The organism is Natronomonas marina (assembly GCF_024298905.1).
Lineage (GTDB): Archaea > Halobacteriota > Halobacteria > Halobacteriales > Haloarculaceae > Natronomonas > Natronomonas marina.
In genome coordinates this window covers 236,367-260,479 of the sequence record NZ_CP101154.1, presented here as the reverse complement: position 1 = coordinate 260,479, position 24,113 = coordinate 236,367, and the positions used below count along the sequence as shown (strand labels likewise).

25 protein-coding genes, 1 tRNA gene and 1 pseudogene are annotated in these 24,113 nt (G+C 69.6%); 13 read left to right on the top strand and 14 right to left on the bottom strand.

Annotated features, from left to right (window positions below; all coding sequences use genetic code 11):
- Positions 1–6: 6 nt before the first annotated feature.
- The 6 genes from NLF94_RS01350 (at position 7) to NLF94_RS01325 (ending at position 4,454) form a co-directional block, all read left to right on the top strand.
- Positions 7–894: a DUF7537 family lipoprotein gene (locus NLF94_RS01350; RefSeq protein WP_254839660.1), complete on the top strand. Its 888-nt coding sequence runs from the start codon at positions 7–9 to the stop codon at positions 892–894.
- Between the two features lie 113 nt (positions 895–1,007).
- On the top strand, positions 1,008–1,532 hold the full coding sequence (locus tag NLF94_RS01345) for an amino acid-binding protein (protein WP_254839659.1): 525 nt from the start codon (positions 1,008–1,010) through the stop codon (positions 1,530–1,532).
- Positions 1,529–2,476: a homoserine dehydrogenase gene (locus tag NLF94_RS01340; protein WP_254839658.1), complete on the top strand. Its 948-nt coding sequence runs from the start codon at positions 1,529–1,531 to the stop codon at positions 2,474–2,476. The genes NLF94_RS01345 and NLF94_RS01340 overlap by 4 nt, the downstream gene beginning before the upstream one ends.
- A gap of 234 nt (positions 2,477–2,710) precedes the next feature.
- Positions 2,711–3,976, top strand: coding sequence for a translation elongation factor EF-1 subunit alpha (gene tuf / locus NLF94_RS01335; RefSeq protein WP_254839657.1), 1,266 nt, complete (start codon positions 2,711–2,713; stop codon positions 3,974–3,976).
- 3 nt (positions 3,977–3,979) lie between these two features.
- Positions 3,980–4,288: a 30S ribosomal protein S10 gene (rpsJ, locus tag NLF94_RS01330; RefSeq protein ID WP_254839656.1), complete on the top strand. Its 309-nt coding sequence runs from the start codon at positions 3,980–3,982 to the stop codon at positions 4,286–4,288.
- Between the two features lie 94 nt (positions 4,289–4,382).
- Positions 4,383–4,454: transfer RNA gene (locus NLF94_RS01325), tRNA-Ala, on the top strand.
- Between the two features lie 219 nt (positions 4,455–4,673).
- Here the strand turns inward: NLF94_RS01325 and NLF94_RS01320 are convergent.
- Positions 4,674–7,061, bottom strand: a complete 2,388-nt coding sequence (locus tag NLF94_RS01320; RefSeq protein ID WP_254839655.1) for an amino acid permease — start codon at positions 7,059–7,061, stop codon at positions 4,674–4,676.
- 397 nt (positions 7,062–7,458) lie between these two features.
- On the opposite strand from NLF94_RS01320, the gene NLF94_RS01315 reads away from it, so the two are divergent.
- Positions 7,459–8,037, top strand: coding sequence for a HalX domain-containing protein (locus tag NLF94_RS01315; protein WP_254839654.1), 579 nt, complete (start codon positions 7,459–7,461; stop codon positions 8,035–8,037).
- A 46-nt stretch (positions 8,038–8,083) separates the two neighbouring features.
- Here NLF94_RS01315 and NLF94_RS01310 read toward each other — a convergent pair whose 3' ends face one another.
- Positions 8,084–8,440 (bottom strand): fluoride efflux transporter FluC, encoded by a 357-nt coding sequence (locus NLF94_RS01310; protein ID WP_254839653.1) that lies wholly within the window; start codon positions 8,438–8,440, stop codon positions 8,084–8,086.
- On the bottom strand, positions 8,428–8,787 hold the full coding sequence (locus tag NLF94_RS01305) for a fluoride efflux transporter FluC (RefSeq protein ID WP_254839652.1): 360 nt from the start codon (positions 8,785–8,787) through the stop codon (positions 8,428–8,430). Before NLF94_RS01305 ends, NLF94_RS01310 begins: the two co-directional genes overlap by 13 nt.
- A gap of 79 nt (positions 8,788–8,866) precedes the next feature.
- Here NLF94_RS01305 and NLF94_RS01300 point away from each other — a divergent pair, with 79 nt between their 5' ends.
- On the top strand, positions 8,867–9,316 hold the full coding sequence (locus NLF94_RS01300; RefSeq protein WP_254839651.1) for a DUF7382 domain-containing protein: 450 nt from the start codon (positions 8,867–8,869) through the stop codon (positions 9,314–9,316).
- A gap of 12 nt (positions 9,317–9,328) precedes the next feature.
- Here the strand turns inward: NLF94_RS01300 and NLF94_RS01295 are convergent, their stop codons facing one another.
- The 9 genes from NLF94_RS01295 to msrB all read right to left on the bottom strand — a co-directional run bounded on the left by NLF94_RS01295 (position 9,329) and on the right by msrB (position 16,718).
- Positions 9,329–10,069, bottom strand: coding sequence for a protein-L-isoaspartate O-methyltransferase family protein (locus NLF94_RS01295; protein ID WP_254839650.1), 741 nt, complete (start codon positions 10,067–10,069; stop codon positions 9,329–9,331).
- Positions 10,070–10,090: 21 nt separating this feature from the next.
- The gene (locus tag NLF94_RS01290) at positions 10,091–10,996 is read right to left on the bottom strand and encodes a class I SAM-dependent methyltransferase (RefSeq protein WP_254839649.1); all 906 of its coding nucleotides are present in this window, start codon (positions 10,994–10,996) and stop codon (positions 10,091–10,093) included.
- Between the two features lies 1 nt (position 10,997).
- A complete protein-coding gene (gene pcm, locus NLF94_RS01285; RefSeq protein WP_254839648.1) occupies positions 10,998–11,654 on the bottom strand; it encodes a protein-L-isoaspartate O-methyltransferase in 657 nt (218 codons plus the stop codon).
- 4 nt (positions 11,655–11,658) lie between these two features.
- Positions 11,659–12,309 carry an HVO_0476 family zinc finger protein gene (locus NLF94_RS01280; protein ID WP_254839647.1) on the bottom strand — a complete coding sequence of 217 codons (651 nt, stop codon included), beginning with the start codon at positions 12,307–12,309 and terminating at the stop codon, positions 11,659–11,661.
- Positions 12,310–12,353: 44 nt separating this feature from the next.
- Positions 12,354–13,520: an ATPase domain-containing protein gene (locus tag NLF94_RS01275; RefSeq protein ID WP_254839646.1), complete on the bottom strand. Its 1,167-nt coding sequence runs from the start codon at positions 13,518–13,520 to the stop codon at positions 12,354–12,356.
- A 79-nt stretch (positions 13,521–13,599) separates the two neighbouring features.
- Positions 13,600–14,577 carry an aminopeptidase gene (locus tag NLF94_RS01270; RefSeq protein ID WP_254839645.1) on the bottom strand — a complete coding sequence of 326 codons (978 nt, stop codon included), beginning with the start codon at positions 14,575–14,577 and terminating at the stop codon, positions 13,600–13,602.
- A 61-nt stretch (positions 14,578–14,638) separates the two neighbouring features.
- Entirely contained in the window at positions 14,639–15,448 is an 810-nt protein-coding gene (gene ubaA, locus NLF94_RS01265) for an SAMP-activating enzyme E1 (RefSeq protein ID WP_254839644.1), read from the bottom strand.
- Positions 15,449–15,530: 82 nt separating this feature from the next.
- Positions 15,531–16,244, bottom strand: coding sequence for a halocyanin domain-containing protein (locus NLF94_RS01260; protein ID WP_254839643.1), 714 nt, complete (start codon positions 16,242–16,244; stop codon positions 15,531–15,533).
- A 78-nt stretch (positions 16,245–16,322) separates the two neighbouring features.
- Positions 16,323–16,718, bottom strand: a complete 396-nt coding sequence (gene msrB / locus NLF94_RS01255; protein WP_254839642.1) for a peptide-methionine (R)-S-oxide reductase MsrB — start codon at positions 16,716–16,718, stop codon at positions 16,323–16,325.
- Positions 16,719–16,885: 167 nt separating this feature from the next.
- On the opposite strand from msrB, the gene NLF94_RS01250 reads away from it, so the two are divergent.
- The 3 genes from NLF94_RS01250 (at position 16,886) to NLF94_RS01240 (ending at position 18,414) form a co-directional block, all read left to right on the top strand.
- Positions 16,886–17,485, top strand: coding sequence for a DUF5789 family protein (locus tag NLF94_RS01250; protein ID WP_350355860.1), 600 nt, complete (start codon positions 16,886–16,888; stop codon positions 17,483–17,485).
- A gap of 111 nt (positions 17,486–17,596) precedes the next feature.
- The gene (locus NLF94_RS01245) at positions 17,597–18,070 is read left to right on the top strand and encodes a DUF7992 family protein (RefSeq protein ID WP_254839640.1); all 474 of its coding nucleotides are present in this window, start codon (positions 17,597–17,599) and stop codon (positions 18,068–18,070) included.
- Between the two features lie 164 nt (positions 18,071–18,234).
- On the top strand, positions 18,235–18,414 hold the full coding sequence (locus NLF94_RS01240) for a hypothetical protein (protein ID WP_254839639.1): 180 nt from the start codon (positions 18,235–18,237) through the stop codon (positions 18,412–18,414).
- Here the strand turns inward: NLF94_RS01240 and NLF94_RS01235 are convergent, their stop codons facing one another.
- Both NLF94_RS01235 and NLF94_RS01230 read right to left on the bottom strand, forming a co-directional pair.
- On the bottom strand, positions 18,415–18,843 hold the full coding sequence (locus NLF94_RS01235; RefSeq protein ID WP_254839638.1) for a universal stress protein: 429 nt from the start codon (positions 18,841–18,843) through the stop codon (positions 18,415–18,417).
- A 46-nt stretch (positions 18,844–18,889) separates the two neighbouring features.
- Positions 18,890–21,226 (bottom strand): amino acid permease, encoded by a 2,337-nt coding sequence (locus NLF94_RS01230; protein WP_254839637.1) that lies wholly within the window; start codon positions 21,224–21,226, stop codon positions 18,890–18,892.
- A 216-nt stretch (positions 21,227–21,442) separates the two neighbouring features.
- On the opposite strand from NLF94_RS01230, the pseudogene NLF94_RS01225 reads away from it, so the two are divergent.
- Both NLF94_RS01225 and NLF94_RS01220 read left to right on the top strand, forming a co-directional pair.
- Positions 21,443–22,360: pseudogene (locus tag NLF94_RS01225) on the top strand (universal stress protein); the annotation flags it as partial.
- Between the two features lie 77 nt (positions 22,361–22,437).
- Positions 22,438–23,901, top strand: a complete 1,464-nt coding sequence (locus NLF94_RS01220; RefSeq protein ID WP_254839635.1) for an APC family permease — start codon at positions 22,438–22,440, stop codon at positions 23,899–23,901.
- Positions 23,902–24,113: the final 212 nt, after the last annotated feature.

Below are 24,113 nucleotides of genomic sequence, written 5' to 3'. Positions count from 1 at the left end.
CGACGCGTGACGCTTGTGGCCGCTCTCGTCTGTCTGGTCGCCCTCTCGGGCTGTTCGGCGCTGATCGGTGACGAGGGAACGCCCGCACCGACGGCCGAGCCCGACGGGACCGTAACGGCCACTGCGACCCCGACGGGGTCGCCGGGGACGCCGACGACCGCGACGGAAGACGCCGGGGCGACCCCGACGACGACACCCACGACGGTGCCGTCCACCCCGACGGCGACCCGAACGGGGGAAACCTCGGGAACCTCGTTCGACGCATCGGCCCTCGAAGCGGCTCACGTCCGCAGTCTCCGGGACGCCGGGAGCTTCCGAACCTCGAGTTCGCTCGTGATCCGCAACGAGACCACGACACGGATCATAAACGGGAGCTACGTGATCGAGGCGGGCGGGCCGGCGCTGAACTCGGCGAACGTGACGTTCGTCACCGAGAGCGAAACCAGCGACTTCCCGCCGACGACCCGGTACACGGAAGGTGAGACGACCTACGAGCGCCGAATCGAGGACGACCGGATCGTCTACCGGAAGGGCGTCGAGCCGTACAACGTCTCGGATCCCGACCCGGTCGATCCCAGGGTCGCCTACACGCTGGGGAGCATCGCTACGGCGGTCGTCAACGGCTCGACGTGGAACGTGACCGGGACCGGAACCCTCGAGGGAGCCGACGTCACGCGGTACGAGGCGTCCGGCGACGCGTTCGACGCCGAGGGGTACCCGAACGCGAACGGGACCGCGACGCTCGTCGTCGACGAGACCGGAATCGTGCGGTTCGTCGCCTACCGGTTCGCCGCGACGCCGGACGGCGAACGAACCGAGTACGTCTACGAGGCCGGCTACACCGACGTCGGCGCGACGACGGTCGAAGAGCCCGAGTGGACCGCCGAGGCCTGAGGCGCCGCGAGCGAGCGGCGGTGCCGAACTCGGAGAGTTTTGCGAACCCCGTCGTTCTTATACCACGGGACGCGTGAGTCATCCCTGATGAACGAACGTCCGAGGGTGAAGCGATGAGCGAGGCGGACGCCCGGTCGTACACGGTCCGGCTGGAGCTCGTCGACGAACCCGGCGAACTGCTGCGCGCGCTCGAGCCCATCGCCGACAACGGCGGGAACCTGCTCTCTATCTTCCACGAGCGCGGCAACGTCACACCGCGCGGACACATCCCGGTGGAGGTCGACCTCGAGGCCACCCAGACGCAGTTCGACGTCATCGTCGACGCGCTGCGGGAGGCCGGCGTCAACGTCATCCAGGCCGGCGCCGAGCGCTACAGCGAGGAGCTGACGGTCGTGCTTGTCGGCGACCTCGTCGAGACGGACCTCTCGGACACGCTGCGGCGAGTGCAGGACTGCGGCGGCGTCTCGGTCGCGGACGTGTCGCTGTCGGCGCCGGCCGGCACGGGCGGTCCCTCCAGCGCCCGGTTGCGGCTGGTCGCAAGCGAGGGCCGAACGGCGGAGGCGCTGTCGGCCGTCCGCGAGGTGGCCGACGGGAAGGGACTCAGGGTCGTCGAGCCGCTGACGGAGGGGTCGGCGTGAGACTCGCCGTCGTCGGCGCGGGCGCGGTCGGGACGTCCGTCGTCGAGTTGGCCGGCGAGTACGGTCACGACGTCGTCGCACTCGCGGACTCGACGAGTTCCGTCGTCGACGAGGACGGGCTGAACCCCGAGGAGGTCCTCTCGCGCAAGCGGAGTCGCGGCGTGGTCGGCAGCGCGGACGTCGACGCCGCCTTGGAGGCCGACTACGACGTCCTCGTCGAGGCGACGCCGACCACGCTCGGCGACGCCGAGCCGGGCTTTTCGCACGTCCGGCGGGCGCTGGAGCGGGACCGCCACGTCGTGCTTGCGAACAAGGGGCCGGTCGCGGAGCGCTACGACGAGGTGCGCGAACTGGAGGCCGACTCGGCGGGGTCCGTGCTGTTCGAGGCGGCCGTCGGCGGCGCCATCCCGGTGCTGTCGACGGTCGACGACCTCGACGGCCAGGTGACCGCCGCCCGGGGCGTCCTCAACGGGACGGCGAACTTCATCCTCTCGCGGATGGCCGCCGAGGGGCTGGGCTACGAGCACGTCCTGGCGGAGGCCCAGGACCTCGGCGTCGCCGAGGCCGACCCGACCTTCGACGTCGAGGGCACCGACGCGGCCCTGAAGTGCGTCATCCTGGCGAACGTGCTGTACGAGGCGTCGTACACCCTCGCGGACGCGACGGTCGAGGGTATCGCCGACCTGCCGGGCAGCGCCCTGGAGCTGGCCGCCGAGGACGGCCGGACCATCCGGCTCATCGGCGAGGTGGCCGACGGCGCGGTCCGGGTCGGACCGCGACTGGTGCCCGAAAGCGGGACGCTCGCGGTCTCGGGGACGCTCAACATCGTCCAGCTGGAGACCGAACACGCCGGCCGGCTGAACATCTCCGGGCGCGGGGCGGGCGGGCCCGAGACCGCGAGCGCGGTGCTGGCCGACGTCGGACGCCTGCCGCCGCTGGAGTAGACCGCCCGGAGCCGTTCCACTCGGCACCCGGCTACCACCCCGTGTCGTCGGCGGAACGACGGGAGGAGCGGCGTCTCGACCCCCTGACACCTCCGTCCCGTACCGTCCGGTCGCCCCGTGACATCCGGTCGCAAACCGCCCGACGCGCCCGGTTTCGGTCGAATCCCTTTCGAAATCGTTTTACGGGACACTGACGAAAGGCTCCGATATAGCGCCTTTGCGCGTGAGACAACCATGAGCGACAAACCGCACCAGAACCTGGCCGTCATCGGCCACGTCGACCACGGAAAGAGCACGATGGTCGGGCGGCTCCTCTTCGAGACCGGGAGCGTACCCGAGCACGTCATCGAGCAGTACCGCGAGGAAGCAGAAGAGAAGGGCAAGGGCGGCTTCGAGTTCGCCTACGTGATGGACAACCTCGCCGAGGAGCGCGAGCGCGGCGTCACCATCGACATCGCCCACCAGGAGTTCGACACCGACGAGTACTACTTCACCATCGTCGACTGTCCGGGCCACCGCGACTTCGTCAAGAACATGATCACCGGCGCGAGCCAGGCCGACAACGCGGTCCTGGTCGTCGCCGCCGACGACGGCGTCCAGCCGCAGACCCAGGAGCACGTCTTCCTGGCCCGCACCCTGGGCATCGACGAGCTCATCGTCGCCGTCAACAAGATGGACCTCGTCGACTACAGCGAGACCGACTACAAGCAGGTCGTCGAGGAAGTCAAGGAACTGCTCCAGCAGGTCCAGTTCAACGTCGACGACGCCTCGTTCATCCCGACCTCGGCCTTCGAGGGCGACAACGTCTCCGAGGCGTCCGACAACACGCCCTGGTACGACGACGAGACGCTGCTGGAGGCCCTCAACAGCCTGCCGGAGCCGCAGCCGCCGACGGACGCGCCGCTGCGTCTCCCCATCCAGGACGTCTACACCATCTCGGGTATCGGGACCGTCCCGGTCGGCCGCGTCGAGACCGGCCTGCTGAACACGGGCGACAACGTCTCCTTCCAGCCGAGCGACGTCGGTGGCGAGGTCAAGACCATCGAGATGCACCACGAGGAGGTCCCCAAGGCCGAGCCCGGTGACAACGTCGGATTCAACGTCCGCGGCATCGGCAAGGACGACATCCGCCGTGGCGACGTCTGTGGCCCGGCCGACGACCCGCCGACGGTCGCCGAGACCTTCCAGGCGCAGGTCGTCGTGATGCAGCACCCCTCGGTCATCACCGCGGGCTACACGCCGGTGTTCCACGCCCACACGGCGCAGGTCGCCTGTACCATCGAGTCCATCGACAAGAAGATCGACCCCTCCTCCGGCGAGGTCGCCGAGGAGAACCCCGACTTCATCCAGTCGGGCGACGCCGCCGTCGTCACCGTCCGGCCCCAGAAGCCGCTCAGCATCGAGTCCTCGAACGACATCCCCGAGCTGGGCAGCTTCGCCATCCGCGACATGGGCCAGACGGTCGCGGCCGGCAAGGTCCTCAGCGTCAACGAGCGATAACGCATGCAACAGGCACGCGTTCGCCTCGCGGGAACACGACCCGAGGACCTCGACGACATCTGCGACGACGTCCGCGAGATCGCGGACAAGACGGGCGTCACGCTGTCGGGCCCGGTGCCGCTCCCGACGAAGAACCTGGAGATTCCCGCCCGCAAGTCCCCGGACGGCGAGGGGACCGCGACGTGGGAGCACTGGGAGATGCGCGTCCACAAGCGGCTCATCGACATCGACGCCGACGAACGCGCGCTCCGCCAGCTGATGCGGATCCAGGTTCCCAACGACGTCTCCATCGAGATCGTCCTCGAGGACTGACCCGCCGCAGCACTCACGCGCGACCGCTCCCGGTCGCTTTCCGTGGCTGCGAAAACGCAAGGTACAAACGCCCGAACCGGCAACCGACGACCGAGGGCTCGTAGATCAGCGGCAGATCGCTTCCTTCGCAAGGAAGAGGCCCCGGGTTCAAATCCCGGCGAGTCCATTCGACCCACCGCGTTCGTCTCGTTTCCTCGCCCACTTCTCGTTCGCTTCGCTCACGAGAATCCCGGCGAGTCCACTATTCTTCGGCCCGTGTACGTCGGCCAGCGGTACGGGTAGTCGGTACCTCCGGGTTGGGCCACCAGGTCACCGAATACGCGCCGAAACGAACAGTTCTCGGTCGCCAGGACGTGCCGGTTCCGGGCTGACGGGACGAGTCGCGCTACTCCTCGACGCCGCTCCCGCCCGTTCCGGTCGGACTCCGTCGCTTGCCGGTGACGTAGCGGTAGATGGGGTAGAGGTAGTCCTCGATGGGACCCTGGACGCCGCGGGGGCTGGCGTAGACGAGGACGGGAACGCCGGCGCCCTCGGCGAGCTGGATGACGTTGTCGGGCGTGCTGCCGAAGACGCGGCGGCGGAGCCGTCGGGTCCGGGTCGCGCCGATGACGAGGAGGCCGCCGTTGTCGGCGGCCTGTTCGACGAGGCCGTCGGCGATGGTCTGGGCGGAGAGGTTGTGAATCTGGACGGACGAGGCGTTCGACAGACCGGCGATGGTGGCCTCGGTGTTCTCGGGGCGGCCGGGACCGCCCTCCGGCGTGACGTTGATGACGTGGACGTCGACGTCGTGTTCACCCATCCGGTCGATGAGCGACAGCAGGCCCATGTGGTGGGGCCCGCCGCCGGCGCCGACGTTGACGACGTCGACCTCGGTCGGGTCCAGGACGCCGCTTGCGAACAGCACCCCACAGGGGGCCTTGTACTCGACGTCCTCGGCGACCTGGGTGTGCTCCTCTGGGTAGCCCATCAGGACGAGGTCGGCCTCGCCGTCGCGGGCCGTCTGGACGATGTCGAAGGCGACGTCGCGGCAGGTGTGGCCCTCGACGGCGTAGTCGGCGTCGATGTCCTCGGCGGCCAGCAGTTCCTGAATGCGGGTGACGCGGGCGCGGGCGGTCTCGGCGACCGCCTCGTGTGGCGTCTGTTCGGTTATCTGTGTCACCGTCAGGACGTGAACGACGGGGTCCTCGGCCTGGAAGTTCCCGAGCGTCGCGGCGAGTTTGGCGTACCGCGCGGCGCGGTCGGGGCGGCCGACGGCCACGAGGATGCGGTAGGCGTCCTCGTCGTCGGCGGTCAGGTCGCTCTCGACGGCCGGTGCGCCGCCGGCGCCGCCGGGCGTCGCGGCCGGCGAGGTCGGGGGAACGACCCGTTCGTAGAGTTCCTCGACGTCGGGGGCGCCGCCCCAGGCGAGGTAGGCACCGACGAGGACGACGACGAGGGCGAGACCGACGACGACGCCCTTCAGCGGGAGGTTGTAGATGAGCGCGACGTTGGCGAGCACGCCGACGGCGGGCAACACCGGCACACCGGGGACGCGGAAGCCGCGCTCGATGTCCGGGAACCGGCGCCGCGAGTAGATGAGCGCGATGTTGACGACCGACAGCGGCAACAGGAGGTTCAGGGTGGCGAAGCCGGTCAGTGTCGTCAGCCCCAGTTCCGTCAGAGTGAGCGATCCGACGAGGGGGAACGGCACGGTGAGGTCGACGGGGAGGAGGCCTCCCTCGGCGGGAAACAGCCCGATGAAGGTCACGATGAGGGCGACGATGACGCCGGTCGCCGTCGCCACGCTCCAGAACGGCGTGTTGTACTTGCGGTGGATGCGGGAGAACTGCCGGGGGGCCTGGCCCTGCCGGCCCATCAGCGCGCCGATGCCGCTTGCGGCCAGGATGCTCGCGTTCGAGGCACTGACCATGCTGAAGACGGCGCCGGCGACGATGAGCGACCGTCCCATCGGGCCGAGGAAGCCGGCGGCGACCCGGCCCATCGCCGTCTCGCCCTCCCGTGCGATGACCTCGGCCGGAACCGGCGAGTTGACCATCGAGACGATGACGAGCGCGTAGAGAACGGTGACGGTGACGATGCTGGCCGCGATGGCGAGCGGCACCGTCCGGCGCGGTTCGATGATCTCGCCGGCGCTGGCGGCGATGGCGGAGAAGCCGAAGAAGGTGATGAACGCCAGCGCGGCGATGGTGACGATGCCGATGGGGTCGGCGGAGAACTCGCCGGCGAAGTTGCCGACCGCCGTCGAGGGACCGCGGAAGGCGAAGGCGCCGGCAACGAACGCGAACAGGACCGCGACCTTCGCGCCGGTCACGAACAGCTGGAAGGTGCCGCTCTCCTCGGTCCCGCGGGCGTTCAGGACGCCCAGCAGTATCGCCGTCACCACGCCGGCGGTGCCGTGGGGGAGCATGTGCATGGAGTCCGGGAGGATGAACCGGAACACCCACTCGTCCATCGTCGCCAGGTAGAAGGCGGTCGTGCCGGTGTAACCGAGAAACAGCATCGCACCGACGGTGTAAATCAGCGTGTCGTGCTCGAACGTGCGGGACGAGAATAGGTAGCCGCCGCCGTTCTCCGAGTAGATGGAGGCGAACTCCGAGTAGGAGGCTGCCGTCAGCGCGGCCACCAGCGCCGCGATGACGAAGGCGACGACGGCACTGCTCCCGATTCGCGCCACGGCGGTCCCCGACAGCGAGAAGATGCCCGCCGCGATCATCGTCCCGAGTCCGATGGCGTAGGCGACTTTGAAATCCAGCGTCCGGGTGTGCTCTACCATCGTGATTGACGTGCCTACCTGACCGTCCCTCTAAGTAGTACCGCTCTCCTGGTGTGCCGTGACGTCCCGCCGCGAGGATTCCCCACACGCCCCCGGAACTACCCGCCGTTCGCCTCACGAACGTCGCCGGGGACGGACACCGAACACCGTTCGACATCCGTCCAACATACACCCGCAGACCACGTAGCAGGGAACGAACCAGGCCCGTGCCGACGCGGAAACTCCCGCTGTTCTCGTACGTGGTCGTCGTCCTCGTAGCGGTGTTCGGCATCCCGCTGTCGTCTCTGCTGTGACGGGGGGCGGATCGCCGCCCCGGGGCGATCCGGTGGCTTCGCACGGCGAAAACAGCCGCAACGCCTTACTTACATCGGGTGTAACCGTCGTGTATGAGGTCGTCATGAGCGGAGACGAACCGACCGTGCTGGTCGTAGACGACGAGCGCGACCTCGCGGATCTCTACGCCGCGTGGCTCGCAGAGGAGTACGACGTTCGAACGGCCTACGGGGGCGAAGAGGCCATAGAGGGGATGGACGAGTCGGTCGACGTGGCGCTCGTCGACCGCCTGATGCCCGAGGTCTCCGGGGGCGAGGTCGTCGAACACATCCGCGGCGAGGGGTACGACTGCGGAATCTCGATGGTCACCGCCGTCGAGCCGGATTTCGACATCATCGAGATGGGTTTCGACGAGTATATCGTCAAACCGGTCCGACGCGAGAACCTCTACGACGTCGTCGAGACGCTCCTCTCGCGGGCGGCCTACGACGACCAGCTACAGGAGATGTTCTCGCTGGCGTCGAAGGTGGCCGCACTCAAGACCCAGAAGACGCCCCAGGAACTGGAGGAAAGCGACTCTTACGGGGAGCTGACCGACCGCCTCGACGAACTCCGCGAGGAACTGGACCGGACCACGGCGGAGCTGAGCGAGCGCGACTTCGAGGTCGAACTCCGGCAACTGAACGCCGACTCGACGGACTGAAGGCGGCTCTTTCTCGACGTTCCACCGTCGCGGACCGACCACCGCATCAGCCGCCGGCGACCGACCCGAGGACGGTCCCGAGAAACGTCGCCGGGAGCGCGAGTGCGAGCGTCACGGCGGCGTTGGCGGCGGCGGCGCGTCCGCGACCCTCCTCCGCCAGTCGAACCGTCTCGACGGCGAACGACGAGAACGTCGTGAACGCCCCACAGAACCCGGCGCCGGCCGCGAGACGGACGGTCCCGCCGAGGGGCGCGCCGAGAACGACCCCGAGCAGCAGGCTCCCGAGGACGTTGACGACGAGCGTGTCGAGCGCACGCCGTTCGAGGGCCTCGCCGACCGCATAGCGGGCGAGCGCGCCGGTAGCGCCGCCGACCCCGACCGCGAGGGCGGTCACGAGCGCCACAGGACCACCCCTCGGGCGGCGACGACGGCCCCGAGGCCGAGCGCGTAGTTGGCGAAGACGTTACCCGCCGCCAGCGCCGGCGCGAGCGCGACCGTCTCGGCGGCGAAGGCGCTGTAGGTGGTAAACGAGGAGAGAAAGCCCGCCGAGACGACGAGGCGCGCCGACTCGGGGACCCGCCGGAGTTCGGCGCTCCCGTAGACGAACAGTCCGAGCAGGAACGCGCCGGCGACGTTGACCGCGAGCGTCCCCCAGGGAAAGCCCGCCGACAGCGCGACCGAGACGGCGTGCCGGCAGACCGCGCCGGCGAATCCCCCCGCCCCGACCAGCAGCACGACCCGCCGTTCCATGGCGGCACGTCCGCGAGCGGACACAGGTGCCTTGCGGTTCCCGCGAGAGTTTAAGTACGAGAGCGGGACCACCCACCCCATGCGTCAACTCGAACGCCTCCGCGACGACGAGCGGGCCATCGAGGGACTGCCGGTCCGACTCGTCATCGCCCTAGTCGTCGGCGTCGCCAGCCTCTCGGTGATGATGAGCATGCTGTCGGGCATCTCCGGGCTCGCCGTCACGGAACTGGACGTCCGGCCGACCCCCGAGGTCGTGGCGCCGGGCAACCACACCATCGAGGTGGCCGTCGTCGACCCGGACGGACAGGGGGTCGCCGACGCGACGGTCGTCGCCCGCGGCGGGTCGGCACGGCTCGACGGCGTCCGGACGGCCACGACCGACCGGAACGGGACCGCGGAACTGGAACTCTCGCCGACGCTCGGCGCCAATCAACGGGACGGGACCGTCGAGTTCGACGTCAAGCCGCCCGCCGGCAGCGAGTACGCCGACGAGCGGGGGAACACGGCGCTGCTCGTGGTCCGGGAGTGACGGGGCGGCCGCTCAGACCCGCTCGTCCCAGTCGATCCAGGACTGCTCCCAGCCCTTCCGGCGCTCGGCGTCCCGGCGGGCGTGTTCGCGGTCCTCGCGGCGGGTCCGGTTGCGCTCGACGCCGTCGGGCTGTTCGCCCTCGACGAGCATGGGGTGGTAGGCGACGGTGCCGAACTCGGCGACGCGGTCGCCGTCCTCGATGGCGACGAGTTCCTGGCCGGCGGTCCCGAGCGGCATGACGAGCCGACCCCCCGGTGCCAGCTGGTCGAGGAGGGCAGCCGGCGGCTCGACGGCGGCGGCCTCGACGAGAATCCGGTCGTAGGGGGCGTACTCGGCCAGCCCGTAGGCGCCGTCCCGGCAGTCGACGAGCACGCCGGGGTAGCCCGCTCGTTCGAGGTTCGAGCGGGCATCGTAGACGAGCCGTCGGGCGATGTCGACGCCGTGGACGTTGGTCTCGCCGGCTATCTCGGCGACGACGGCGGCGGTGTAGCCGACGCCGACGCCGACGACGAGGACGTCGTCGCCCGGGCGGACGGACAGCGCCTCGAACAGGCGGCCGGCGGCGCTCGGCGACAGCACCCGCGTCCCGAGGCGCTCGAAGGCGCGGTCCGCGTAGGCCGCCGAGTCGTCCTCGACGAACGGCTCGCGGGGCACCTCCCGCATCGCGACGCCGACCCGTTCGGAGCCGACGACGGCCTTGGCCTCGTGCTCGAGGCTGTCGACCATGTCGTCGCGCAGCACCGCGGGGTCCATACGTCGACTCCGTCCCGGAGCCTAATCAATCGCGCGCCCGACCGCGGCCGACAGCGGGCTGGCGGGGACCGACTCGACCCCCGCCGTTCCGAACGCCGCATCGAGCCACGAGCGGACCGCACCGACGTCGTGGACGCGGCCCTCGCCGGCCGACAGCGCGCCGACGTCGAACAGTTCCGCGTCGGGCGTCTCCCCGTAGAACGCGTCGAGAAAGACCGCGGCCCCTGCAGCGTCGCTGGCCGCCTCGACGACCTCGCGGGCGCCCGCGGGCTCGTGACGCCGGAGCGTCCCGACGCCGACCACGAGGTCACAGTCGGGGAGGTCGGTGGCGTCGCCGCCCCGGAGGTCCACCGGGGTCGACCGCAGCAGCGGTTCGACGGCGTCGATACGCCCGGGCGCCTCGAGCAGGGTGACGGACCAGCCGCGGTCGGCGAACTCGCGGCCCCGACGCCCGGCCCCGTCGCCGACGAGGACGACCGTCTCGCCGTCGGGCGCGGCGTGGACGGCCGTCGTCACCTCCGAGCGGACGCGCGTCTCGTCGAGCACCGCCGCCCGACCGAGTTCGTTCCGGACCGCGTCGGGCGGTTCGGGAACGTCCTCGCCCGCGAGGGTGGCCGGAAGGTCGACCCACCGCTGGAAGGCGTCGACCTCGGCGGGCAATCCGCCGACGGAGCGGAGGTCCGCTTTCGTGAGGAAGCCGAGCATCCGGTCGGCCGGTTCGTACTCGTCGCCGACGCGCGCCAGGAACCCCCGAGCGTGCAGGGCTGCCACGAGGCGCTCTGCGGCGGCCGGGTCGATGTCGGCCGCCTCGGCGACGCCCTCGGGCGTGCCCGCGGTGGTCGCAAGCGCCTCCAGCGCGCCACAGCGCCGGGCGGCCCACAGCAGGGCGAGTTCGCGCCACTCGGCCGTCGGGTCTGCCGCCGGCACGTCAGGCCTCACCGCCCTGCATCCGGACGAACCGGACGGCGCCGTGCTCCTCCCGCCGCAGTCCGTCGCCCGTTTTCGTCGCCCGCACGAGCGTCTGGCTGGTGGTCCCGATGGGTGCGACGACGCGGCCGCCCTCCCGGAGCTGGTCGATGACGGCCTCGGGCAGCGACGACGCCGCACAGGTGAGGTAGGCGGCGTCGTAGGGGGCGTGGTCGGGCCAGCCGGCGTTGCCGTCGCCGACGCGGACGTGGACCTCGTACCCGAGGTCGGCGAGCCGCTGGCGGGCTGTCTCGGCCAGTCGGTCGACGTACTCGACGCTGTAGACGTTGCCGTCGCCGACGATTTCGGCGGTGACGGCGGCGTGGTAGCCACAGCCGGTGCCGACCTCGAGCACCCGGTCGCCCGCATCGAGTTCGAGCAGGTCGCACATGATGCCGACCATGTGCGGCGCCGAGACGGTCTGATCGGCGCCGATGGGCAGCGGCCGGTCGGCGTAGGCGTCCTCGCGGCGCGACTCCGGGACGAACTCGTGGCGCGGGACGGCCGTCAGCGCCGCGACGGTCGACTCGCGCTCGATGCGGTCGGTCTCGACGAGGCGGTCGACCATCTCCTCGCGCCGCCGTTCGAAGTCGCCGCCCCCGGAGTCGCGCCCGAACATCCCGCTACCACCCGGACCAGGCCCGCGTCCGAGCGTCCTCGTCGCGGGCGTAGACCCGCTTGAGGTCCTTGGCGGGGGCGCTGTCGCCCGCGTAGTCGTAGCCCTCCCGGTCGTAGCCGGTGGCGTCCTCGCGGACGAGCAGGCGCTCGACGGTGAACTCCTCGCCGCCGTACTCGTGCGTCTCGCCGACGACGAACGCCTCGTCGCCGGGCACCTGTATCTTGACGCTGCGGGTCTCGTCGTGGCCACCGTCCTTCGGGTGCAGCGTCAGGTTCACCGCGACGTTGCCGACCGCCCGGGTCCACAGCGTCTTGGCGTCTTTCGCTGTCGCCTCCTCGACGCGGGAGCCGTCGGTCGTCTCGATGGAGGTGATGCGGGCCGTGAGGATGGCCGCATCGGTCTCGACGAGGAACTCCTCGCCGACCGACAGGTCGGCGTCGGGCGGAATCTCGACGGCAGCCTCGTCGGACTCGCCCTCCTGGGAGACGATGACTCGCCGCTCGACGGTCGATTCGGTCTCGATGGTGGTCTTGTGGACGTGCCCGCAGTCGCCACACCGGACGGTCGCCTGTCCCCCCCGGTTCAGGACCTCGTGGGCCGTCTCGGACCCGGGCGAACAGGAGGGACAGCGGACCGCGACGCGCTGGTGACTCATTGGTCGTCGTTCTCGGTCGGGACGTAAAAGGGCGTGGCTCCGCGTCAGGCCGGGTCGCCGGGGTCGCCGCCATCGGCACCGGCGGCCGCGTCCGTGTCCTCCGGGGTCGCTCCGGTCTCCGTGGCGTTCCGTCCGCCGTCCGAACCGTCGGCCGTCCCGTCCGGACTGCCGTCTCCCGCTCCGGCCGGGTCCCCGTCGGCCGCCTCCTCGTCACCGTCTTCCCCGGACTCGTCGTCACCGTCCGAGGACGTCGTCGCCGCGACGAGGCCCTGCCCCTCGGCGAACTCGTAGGTGGCCCACCGGCGGATGGAACGGACGCCAGCCATCTTCCGGACGCGGATGCGCTTCATCAGCGTGTCCTCGACGAGTTCGTCCGACAGCGCCAGGTCGACGACCCCGTCGGCGACGTAACCGAGGTCGTGAGGGAAGTCGTCGCCGCTGTCGATGCGGCTGGCGCCGGCGAAGACTGGGACGCTTCGGGCCTTCGAGACCGCCGCCCGGAGGTCCTTCACGAAGTCGTACCCCTGGACCGGCTGGACGAGCGAGCCGAACTCCGTCAGCGAGTCGATGACGACGATGCCCTCCTCGGCGTCCTCGTCGGCGACCGAGTCGATACATCGCTCCACGGCGTTGAGGACGGCCTGCGGGTTCGAGGGGTCGCGGACGGCCGTCGTCGCACCCTCGGCGACCCGGTGGAGGTGACGGTTCCAGTCGCCCATGCTCTCGGCCATGTCGTCCGGGTCGTCGAGCCGGTAGCTGAAGCAATCGAGGATGCGCAACTGCCCCGACGCCAGATACGGCAGGACGTTCCACCCCAGCGCGACGAACTCCTGGACGACCGAGACGGGCGTGTCGAGGAACGCGACGACGACGGCGGGTTCGCCCCGCTCGAGGGCGCGCCAGACCACCTCGCCGTAGAGGGCCTCCGCCCGCGTACCCGGCTGACCCGAGACGAGGACGAAGGAGTTGCGCGGGAGCCCCTGGGGCAGGCCGGCCCGCAGCGCCGAGACGCCGGGGTCGAACCGCCGGCTGCCGTGGTACTCGGTGAAAACGCGGTCCTCCTCGAGCAGCGTCTCCCGACACGGCTCCGAACAGAACCGGTAGGTGACGCCCTCGTGTTCGGTAGTGACCGGCTCCTCCGGAATCGAGAGCCGGCAGTAGTCGCACTTGCGGTCCTCCGGTCCCCCGTCGTTCGCCTCGCCTCCAGTCATACCCGTGATACTGACGACCAGCCGTAAAATAGCGGTGCCCGATCGTGACCGGAGCACCAGCGGTTCGGACGGTCCCGAGTTACTCGACCGTCGGGAGTTCGATCTCGGTGCCGTCGACGTACACCGTCGGCTCCCGGAGGATGCCGTCCATGTGGATGGGTGCCTCGTTGTCGCCGCCGATGCCGGCGTCGTCGCCGACGGCGATATGGACGGTGCCGCCCGCCTTCTCGTCCAGCAGGACGCTGCCGACGAGGTCGGTGACGCCGATGTTGGTCCCGATGCCCAGTTCGGCCAGGTTGTAGGCGTTCTCGCCCGCCTCGTCGTCGGCCGCCTCCAGTTCCCCCCGGATGGCCTCGTCGTCGACGCCGGTGACGTAGCCGTCCTCGACCTCGAAGGTCACGGTGTGGCCCGCTTCGAGCAGACCGTGCGGGCGGATGGTGCCGTCGACGACGTAGGTGCCGTCGGCCGACTCGGGGCTGATGAACACCTCGCCCGCGGGCAGGTTCGAGAACTCGCCGGGGTCGTGGACGATGCCGGTGTCGTCGTTCCAGACCCGCTCGCCGAGTTCGAAGGTGACGTCGGTCCCCTGCGGCGAGGTGACCCGTATCTCGTCGGCGCCCTCGACGGACTCCAGCATCGCGGCGCACTCGGCGGCGATGGCCTCGTAGTCGGCGTCCAGCCCGGTCGTGAACACCTCCTCGGTGATGCCGGGCAGCGTCGCGCCGCGGGCGCCGTCGTCGGTGGCGTCCGAGCGGGCGCGGGTGTGGCTGAGGCTCTTGGTCGTCGGCGCGAGGAAGGCGTCGGCCGACGAGAGTGCGGCGGCGACCGGCGCCGGCGGTTCCGCGCCGTGCTGCGGGCCGGGCGGGTACCGGACGACGACCGACTCCTCGGTGACCGCGAGGGCGGCCTCGTACAGCGCCTCGCCGATGGGTCGGCGCCTGTCGTCGGTGACGACGACGCAGGTCTCGCCCGGTTCGACGGCGAGACACTGCTCGACTGCGGTTTTCGCGGCGGTCGCGACCGCCTCCGGGTCCTCTATCTCCAGCGTGTCGGTCATGTCGCCCTCTTCGGCCGGTGGCGGGATATGCGTTCGGACCGACCGGTGCGGGAGGGGAGACTCAGATGCTACACGTAGCCTCGTACTCGACGTCGTGGACCGATTCGATGCCGCCCTCGCCACAGACGGGACAGCCGGGGCGGGGTTCGATCGGCACCTCCTCGAAGGTCATGTCGGCGGCGTCGTAGAATATCATCCGGCCGTCCAGCGTCTCGCCGTAGTCGAGCAGTAGCTTGACGGCCTCCGTCGCCTGGATACAGCCGACGGTGCCGGGCAGCACCCCCAGCACGCCCGCGGTCGCACAGTCGGGGACCGTCCCGGGTTCGGGCGCCTCGGGGAAGAGACACCGGTAGCAGGGCCCGCCGTCGGCCTCGAAGGTCGTCACCTGCCCCTCGAACCGGAGGATGGCGCCGTGGGCGAAGGGCACGCCCGCGAGCGTGCAGGCGTCGTTGACGAGGTACCGCGTCGGGAAGTTGTCCGACCCGTCGACGACGAGGTCGTAGTCGGCGAGAAAGTCCTCGACGTTGTCGGCGGTCAGCCGCGTCTCGTGGGGTTCGACGGTCACGTCGGGGTTCTGCCGAGCGACGAACTCGCGTGCCGACTCGACCTTCGGGCGGCCCACGTCGTCGTCGCCGTGGATCACCTGGCGCTGGAGGTTCGACCGCTCGACGACGTCGTCGTCGACGATGCCGAGCGTCCCGACGCCGGCCGCCGCCAGGTACTGGATGACCGGCGAGCCGAGACCGCCCGCCCCGATACACAGCACGTCGGCGTCCAAGAGCCGTTTCTGCCCCTCCGGTCCCACGCCGTCCATGATGATGTGCCGGGAGTAGCGGTCGAGTTGTTCGGAATCGAGCGAGAGGTCGGTCATGGCCGTCGGTTGGACGGCCGCGGAGATAAGCGTCCGGTCGGAAGCGAACGGGTCCCACAGAGAGACCCCGGTCGGGGACGTTCTACGGTCCCTCGTCGGGCTGGTTCCGCGCGTGACGGGCCATCAGCGCGAACAGCCCCAGCGGGGAGAGGAAGGCGAGCAGGGCGGCGACGCCGTACAGCGCGAGCACGTCGGTGTCGACGTTGACGCCCTCGCCACCGCCACTCTCGCTACCCTCGTTCCCGCTGCCGCCACCCTCGCCGTCGCTCTCGCCGCCCCCCTCGCTTCCCCCACCGCCGTTCCCGCCCCCGGCCTGCATCTCCCCTTCGGTTATCTCGGGGACGCCCTCGCCGGACCCGACCGCGACGGCGCCCTTCATGCCGGCGTCGACGTGAGGTTCACAGACGTACGTCGAGATACCGTCGCTCTCGAAGGTGACCGAGTAGGTCGTCCCGGACTCGTCGGTCGTCTCGCTTCCGTACCGCTGGCCGGATTCCCGTTCGGCGACGTTGTGAAAGCCCTGGTCCCACTCGAAGACGACCGTCGTCCCGGGGTCGACGTGGACGGCGGGCGGGTCGAAGACCAGGTCGCCGCCGGGACCGACGGTGACGGTCACCTCGCTCTCGCCGGTCCGGTCGACCGTCCCCTCGAAGTTCGGCACGTCCTCGAACCAGTCGCCGTAGTCGAACTCGGTCTGGGCGCTCGCGGTCGACGCCACGGCGGCAGCGGCGGCCGCGCCCGCGCCCGTCCGGAACAGGCCGCGCCGGGTCAGGCCGGCCGTCTCGTTCGTGGTCATCCTGACTTCGGAGTTGTCGTCGGATTCACAAGAGGGTTGTCACTTCCGCGGGGACGGCAGCGCCGGGGACGTTCCCCGTCACTCCTCGTCGTCGAACTCCAGAGCGACGGAGTTCATGCAGAACCGCTTGCCGGTCGGCTCCGGGCCGTCGTCGAAGACGTGTCCGAGGTGACCCTCACAGCGGGCACAGACGACCTCCGTCCGGACCATCCCGTGGCTGCGGTCCTCGCGGAGTTCGACCGCACCGTCCTCGGCCTCGTAGAAGGAGGGCCACCCGGAGTTGGAGTCGAACTTGGTCTCGGAATCGAACAGTTCGGCGCCACAGCCCGCACACCGGTAGACGCCGTCGTCGTCCTTGCCGAGGTACTCGCCGCTGAACTTCGGTTCGGTGCCCTGCTCGCGGAGGATACGGTACTCCTCGTCGGTCAGGACCTCGCGCCACTCCTCGTCGGTCTGGGGGATTTCCTGGGCCATACCGACCCCTTGGAGCGCCAGCGGCTTGCCGGTTGTGCCGCCGGGTGACCGAACGAGTCGACCCGCGGCGCGACGACCGGGACACGAGGCCACGATGGCTGACGTACTCGTCTGGAGTACCCGTTGTCGACCACAGGGCTATGCGGCTGGAGAGCCAACGTCATAGAATGGCGGACGACAAGCGCGGTCGAGACAGGCAAGCACGCGACGACGAAAGACGCCAGCGGGAGCGTGAAATCGCAACAGAGCTGGAGCGCGGCGACGAAATAGAACCACCCGTGGACGCGGAGGTACTCGCCGATTTCGAGGTAGAACTAGAAGAACTGACATTCCCGGCGTCGGGGACCGAGGTCGTCGCAGCAATCGGCGATTACGAGATCGAATCGGTCGAGGGGAGCTACAGTATCGAGGAACTAGTACCGGAGACGGACGAGGAGACGTTCGACTCTCCAGATGCCGTCCGGGTACAGATACAGCGGCCGACAGTTGCCGCGGCAATGAAACGAGTCGTGGAAGCCAGCAAGACGCTCCGGGATACGGAGTTCGGCTGGACACAGCGCAAAGCGTACGAGAAGACCTTCCGAGAGCTCGAAGCAATCGACGCCGACGACGACGACGAAGGGATTCGGGCCATCAGCGACTGGGTCGTCGAGCGAATCCGCGACGGAGAAACGCTCCCGACATCCCGGGCGGTGCGCCGAGAGGCGGCGAAGTTCTGTCGGGCGAACGGGTATCAGGTCCGAAACGACGAGTGGCTCGGGGTATGATCGCTACGCACCCTCCGTCCAGTCACGGTACGTTCGCCTGCGAGATGCGTCTCGTTCCGTCCTGTTGGGAACTGTTGTAGCCTTTATCGTGGTACCGGCGAAACCACTGGCATGGCGCGCGATACCGGGGTTCCGGATCCGCCGGACCTCTCGAACCGAGGAACGCCGCGCGAGTTCGAGTGGCAAGAAGAGACGCTCGGGTCGGAGGACTTCTACCGCGAGGACATCGAAGACCTGCTCGAAGAGGGGGCGTGGAAAGAGGGGTTCAACGAGTGGGCCGAGTACACGAACCTCGACGAAACGCAGGTCGAAATCGTCGGCGACCTCGGCCTGTTCCAGGCGCTCGACTTCTACTGGGACCCGACCGAAGACCGCCTTCGCGTCGACGCTCCGACGGTTTCGGGCACCCCACGGGAGCGAGAGGCGGCCGAGTCGCTCGATTCGAGCACGGTTTCGATGATCGACGGCGAGTTAGCGGACCTCGGCCAAGCGGTGCGGGAGGTACTGGAGCGCTACCTCGAACGGAACGACGAGGCGTCGGACTACGGGTGGGGTGCGGAAACGTACGGCAAACGCGGGGAGTGATTGCGGGCGGAATGACCACGCGCGCCCCGTATCCGGCACAGCGGCCGGGAACCGCCGCCGGTTTCGGAGTTTCGGTACGCCCGTGGGAACGTCACCAGCGTGCTCCGAACACCACCCGGACAGCCGCCGCAAGGACAAAGGGGTCGCCCGAGAAGGGTCCGTGTATGCGAACCGAAGCGGAGATCCGCGAGCGAATCGCGGCACTGGAGGACCAGTACGACGACTTCGACCCGCCGTCCTCGGAGTTCGAGGACACCGCCGAGGTTGCCATCCTCCGGGCCATCGAGGAACTGGAGTGGGTCCTCGAGGAGTACGACGAGTCGGGCGGCTTTACCACCTCCTGACTACTCGTCGTCGCCCGGGAGGACGACGACCGGTAACTCACCGTTCTCGAGGAGGTCGTCGGAGACGCTACCCGTGAGCAGGTCGATCCACCGACTCACGCCCCGCGGCGTGTAGACGATGGCCGTCGCGCCGGCCTCGACGGCGCCCTCGACGATCGTCTCGCCCACGTCGCGCCCGTAGAGCGTCACCGGCGTCATCGAAACCGCCTCGGGGAGCTGCTCGCGGAAGGTCTCGTAGGCCTCCTCGGCGTACTCCTCCCGCTGCTCGACCGACGCCTTGTCCGGGACGCCCCCGCCCTTCGGGACGACGTGAGCCACGAGGAGTTCCGAGTCCGGCTCGAGGTACGGCGCTATCGACCTGGCGGTCTCGCCGGCGTCGTCGGGGTCGGCGATCGGGACGAAAACGGTCGCAAACAGGTCCGTGCTCATGTCGGGGGGTTCGAGCCGGACCGTTGTAAGTGCTGTCGGCGGACGGCTACTCCGGTGCAGCGTCGTTGCCGTGGGATGTCGCGGCGGGTTCGATGCCCCGCTCGTCGGCGTCCTCGCCGCGGGCGCCGGAGCCGAAGAGCCGGTCGAGCAGGCTCCGCTCGTGTTTCTTCTCGGCCAACAGGACCGAACAGTCGACGTCGTAGAGGACGTCGAGGACGAGCGACCCGCGGACGAGCCGCGAGAGCAGGCCCCGCTCGGTCGCGCCGATGATGAGCATCGTCGCCTCCCTGGCGGCGCGTTCGATGCTCCCCTCGACGTCGCCGGTCTCGACGAGGAACTCGGCGTCCTCCAGGCCGTGCTCGGCCGCCCACGACTCGAGGAACGCACGCCCCTCGGCCGCCTCGCCCTCCTCGGCGACGTGCAGGAGCGTCACCTCCGAGTCGAACTCCGCCCGCAACATTCGGGCGACGGCGGCCGACAGCGCCGAGTCGGGCCCACCGGCGGTCGGGACGAGCAACCGCGAGGCGTCGAAGCCGCGGTCCCGGAAGACCAGGAAGTCACAGGGCAGCGAGTAGGCCAACTCGTCGATGGCGGACTCGGCGCGGCCCGGCGACCCGTGTGCGTCCTCGCCCCAGCCCATCACCGTCACGTCGGCGTCGTAGGTGCGGGCGGCGTCGAACACCTCCTCGAAGGTGCGGTGCGAGAGGACGACGTGGGTCTCGACGTCGACGCCGAAGGTCTCGGCGTCGGCCTCTGCGCGGTCGAGGAGGTCCTGGGCCGCGTCGTGAGCGCCCCGTTCGAGGGCGGCCGCCAGCGACGTCTGGTCGGGGACGTTGGCGATGTTGACCGCGACGACCGTCCCGTCGTTCTGGCTGGCGATGGCCGACCCGAGCGTGATGAGGTGCTTCTCGGTGGCGGGGTTCGACAGCGGGACCATCACCCGGTAGCCCTCGGGTTCGGGCTGGACCGAACTGGCCGCCGAGACGGCCGCGTCCGGCATCTCCTCGGAGCGGTCGAGAATCCACTGGGCCAGCACGCCGGAACTCTCGACCCGCTTGCGGGCGTAGAGGAAGTACCACAGGATGGCGAAGGCGACCAGCCCCGCCGACAGGACGACCACGAGCGGTTCGATGTAGATGATGAGCGCGAAGGACGTCACGGCGCCGACGATCGGGACCACCGGGTACAGCGGCACCTCGTAGTCGGGGTCGTAGCCGGGCGGTTCGGCCTCCCGCATGACGATCAACGCGAGGTTCAACAGCCCGTAGACGATGAGGTGCAGCACCGACCCGGCTGTCGCCAGCAACTCGAGGTTGCCGGCCAGGAGGAACACGATGATGAGCCCGCCCGTGATGGCGATAGAGCGGTAGGGCGTTCCGAAGCGGTCGTGTATCTCGTTGAGTTCGGGGGTGACGATCTTCTCTCGGCCCATAGCGAAGTTGATGCGTGACGACGAGAGGATGGAGGCGTTCGCGGAGGAGGCCGTCGCCAGCAGGCCGCCGAACAGGAGCATCCCCCACCCGAGGACGCTCAGATCGAAGCCGAAGGCGCCGTACTGTCCGAAGAGCAGTCGCGCGGCGTCGACGACGGCGGTGTCGTTGCCGGCGACGAGTTCGTTCGGCACCGCCGCCAGCAGGACGACCAGGAAGAGCGCGTAGACCGTCGTCACGAGCAGTACCGACCCGATGACCGCCCGGGGCAGGTTCCTGCCGGGGTCTTTGATCTCCTCGGCGACGGAGGTGATCTGGACGAAGCCGAGATAGGAGACGAAGACGATGGCGGTCACCGGCAGGACCTCCCCCGTCGTGCCGGGCGGTGCGATGGGTCTCAGCGATTCGAGGTCGGCGTTCAGCAGGCCGACGGCCGTGAACACCGCGAGAATGCCGAGAAGCAACAGCACGATGACGATCTGGAGACCGCCGGTCTCCTTGGCGCCGACGTAGTTGACGGCGATGAACAGCAGCGCGCCGACGAGACCGATGACCTGTGCGGCCTCCAGCGCGAGCGGCCCGACGGCGAGCGCGGGCGCGCCCACCAGCGTGTTGACGTACTCGCCGAGCCCGTACATGTAGAAGGCGGAGGCGAAGGCCAGGCCGAGCCAGTTGGCCCACCCGCTGATGGAGCCGAAGAGCGGGCCGAGCGCCCGGTTGATGTAGAAGTACGCGCCGCCGGATTTGGGCATCGCGGTGCCGAGTTCCGACGCCGACAGCGCGGTGAAAAGCGCGATGACGCCGCCGAGGACGAACGTCGCCGCCGCCAGCGGCCCCGCGCGGGCGACGGCCGTCCCGGGGAGGACGAAGATGCCGGCGCCGATCATCGTCCCGACGCCGATGGTGAGCGCCGCCAGCGGCCCCAGGTCCTTGGCGAGTTCCTCGTCGCTCATTGCCGTATCGACCCGCACCAACCGCCGGTCGTTGCACGGACGAGGCTCCGCGGGGATACCGACATACGACCGTGTTCGCCAAGAGTCTACTTATACTCGTTTATCTCGGCCAGTGACACGACACCACTATCGGCTGGTCGTTCCGCCCCTCGAGGCCGGCGAGTCGCCGCGAGGCGTCGCCCGTAAGGGCCGTCGGAGCGGTTTTGTGTCCGGCCGCACCAGCTACGACGAGGGAAGAGAGTCGTGTCCGACGCCGGAGCCCCGAACGGGGACGCCGCGGCCGACCCCGCGCCGAGCGGTGCCGACGCGGGGGGCACGGTCATGGTCGCGCTGTCGAACCCCCGGACAGAGCGGGCGCTCGTGACGCTGGCCGCCGCGCTGGCGGAGGCCCGGGACGGGACGGTGCTGGCCGCCCACGTCGTCCAGGTACCCGACCAGACCGCACTGGAGGCGGCTGCCGAGAACGAGCGACTGCTGGCCGAATCCGAGCGACTGCTCGCGGACGCGAGGGCCGACGCCGAAGCCTACGGCGTCGCCGTCGAGACGAAGACGGTCCTCTCGCACCGCGGTCTCGAGGAGGTGTTCGACGCCGCCCGCACCTACGACGCCGACGCCCTGGTGATGGGCTACGGCGGGGCGCGTCTCGCGGGCGGTCGCGCCGAGGGCGCCCTCGAGGAACTCACCCACGACCTGCCCTGCGACGTCCTCGTGTTGAACGGCCGGACGTTCGACCCCTCGAAGGTACTCGTGCCGACGGCCGGCGGCTACTCGTCGGACCTCTCGGCCGAGGTCGCCCGCGCACTGCGGGACGTCGCCGGCGCCGCGGTGTCGGTGCTGTACGTTGCCGGTGAAGACGAAACGGACGCCCGTGCGTTCGTCGAGTCGTGGGCGGCCGAGCACGGTCTCGCCGACGCCGAGATACTGCTGGAGACCGGCGACGTCGAGGCGAGCATCGAGCGCGCCGCCGGCGATGCGACGCTCGTTGTCGTCGGCGCGACCGAGCGGGGCCTGCTCTCCCGGATCGTCCGCGGGTCGCTGGCGTTCTCGGTACTGGAGGAGTTGGAGACGCCCGTACTCCTGGCCGAACGGCCGAGCGACCGGTCGCTGCTCGAACGGCTGTTCGCCCGGCGATGACCGGCCGATGTCGTCCCGGCCGCGCTTCGGCGGGGATATCTTCAAGGCAGTGGGCTGGTACGGTAGCATAGCACACGATGGCAGCCGAAGACTACAAACTGATAGACGAACAGGTCGGTCTCTGGGGCGCCGTCGCCCTGCTGGTCGGGACCGCACTCGGAATGAGCATCTTCATCGTGCCGACACAGATGGCGGCCGCGGCCGGCCCCTCGATCACGCTCGCCATCCTCGTCTCCATCGTGCCGATGGTGCTGGGCGTCCTGCTCCTGTTGCAGTTGGGCGGGGCCATCCCGGTGGCCGGCGGCATCTACGTCTACGGCTCGCGGCTCGTCGGGCCCTTCTGGGGCCTGCTCGGCGTCTCGGTGCCCGTGCTGGCGGTGTGGTCGTACCTGCTTTTCGCCGCCATCGGCTTCGCCGACTACCTCAACGGCATCCTCGAGACGTTCGGGGCGTCGGTGCCCACCGTCGCCGCGGTGTGGGCGCTGCTCGGCGTCTTCCTCGTGTTGAACTACGTCGGCGTCAAGATCGTCACGAAGGTCCAGATCGCGTTCGTCCTGCTTCTCATCGCCGGCATGCTCGCGTTCGTCCTGTCGGGGCTCCCCCACGTCGAGACGGCCAACTACACGCCGCTGTTCCCCGACGGAGAGGGCCAGCCGTTCGCCGACGGCTTCGCGCCGTTCCTGCTGGCCGTCGTCACGCTGTACATCCCGTTCCAGGGCTTCGGCATGATAATCGAAATCGGCGAGGAACTGGAGAACCCCGTCGAGAACATCCCCCGCGTGCTCGCCATCGGCATGGCCATCGTGACGGTGCTGTCCATCGCCATCGTGTTCACGCTCATCGGCGCCATCCCGCTGGAGAACATGACCGCCTCCGGCGAACTCGGCGGCGAACCCGTCGAGGGCGGCCTGGCGGCGGTCGGCGAGGGCGTGCTCCCGGCGCCGATACTGCTCGTCGTCGGCGTCGCCGCGCTGGTCGCCGCCGCGACGACGGTCAACACGCTGTTTACCTCCTACTCCCGGACCGTGATGCGGGCGGCCCGCGACGAGGTGCTCCCGGATGTCTTTGCGAAGGTCCACGACCGCTACAACACGCCCCACCGGGCCATCCTGCTGTTCGGAATCCCGCCGATTTTGGCCGCGCCGTTCATCAGCCAGATGGACGCAATCACCCCGCCCGACCTGCTGGACTGGCTCGTCGTCGTCGTCGTCACCGGCATCTTCATCGCCTTCATGATCGGCGGCATCGCGCTGTGGAACCTCCCGAAGGTGTTCCCGCAGCGCTACGAGTACTCCATCTACAAACTCCCGATGCCGGTGCTGCGAATCGTCGCCGTCGGCAACGTCGTCGTCTCGCTTTTGTTCACGCTGCTGGTCGTCCAGAGCGCACCCTCGGCGCTGGCCGTCGTCCTCGCCTGGATGATCCTGTCCGCGGCTCTCTACTACTACCGCATCCGCGCCTACGAGAAGAAGGGCGTCGACCTCAAAGAGCGGATGGCGCTTTTGCACAAGCACGAACAGGTCGGCGGCTCCGACGACTAGACGACACCTTTCGTTTCAGTTCGGCGCCCGTCAGTGCGTCCAGCAGGACGGCCGTCTGCGAGCCAACTGTCACAGCGGTCGGCCACGACCCACCACCTCGACAGCCCTCGGCGCGCTCGCGTCGACCGCCGGGAGCGCCTCGCGAGCGGCGGTCGACAAAGCGCGCGAAGGACGACCGAACCCGAGCGAAGCGAGGGTGAGGGAGTCGGCTG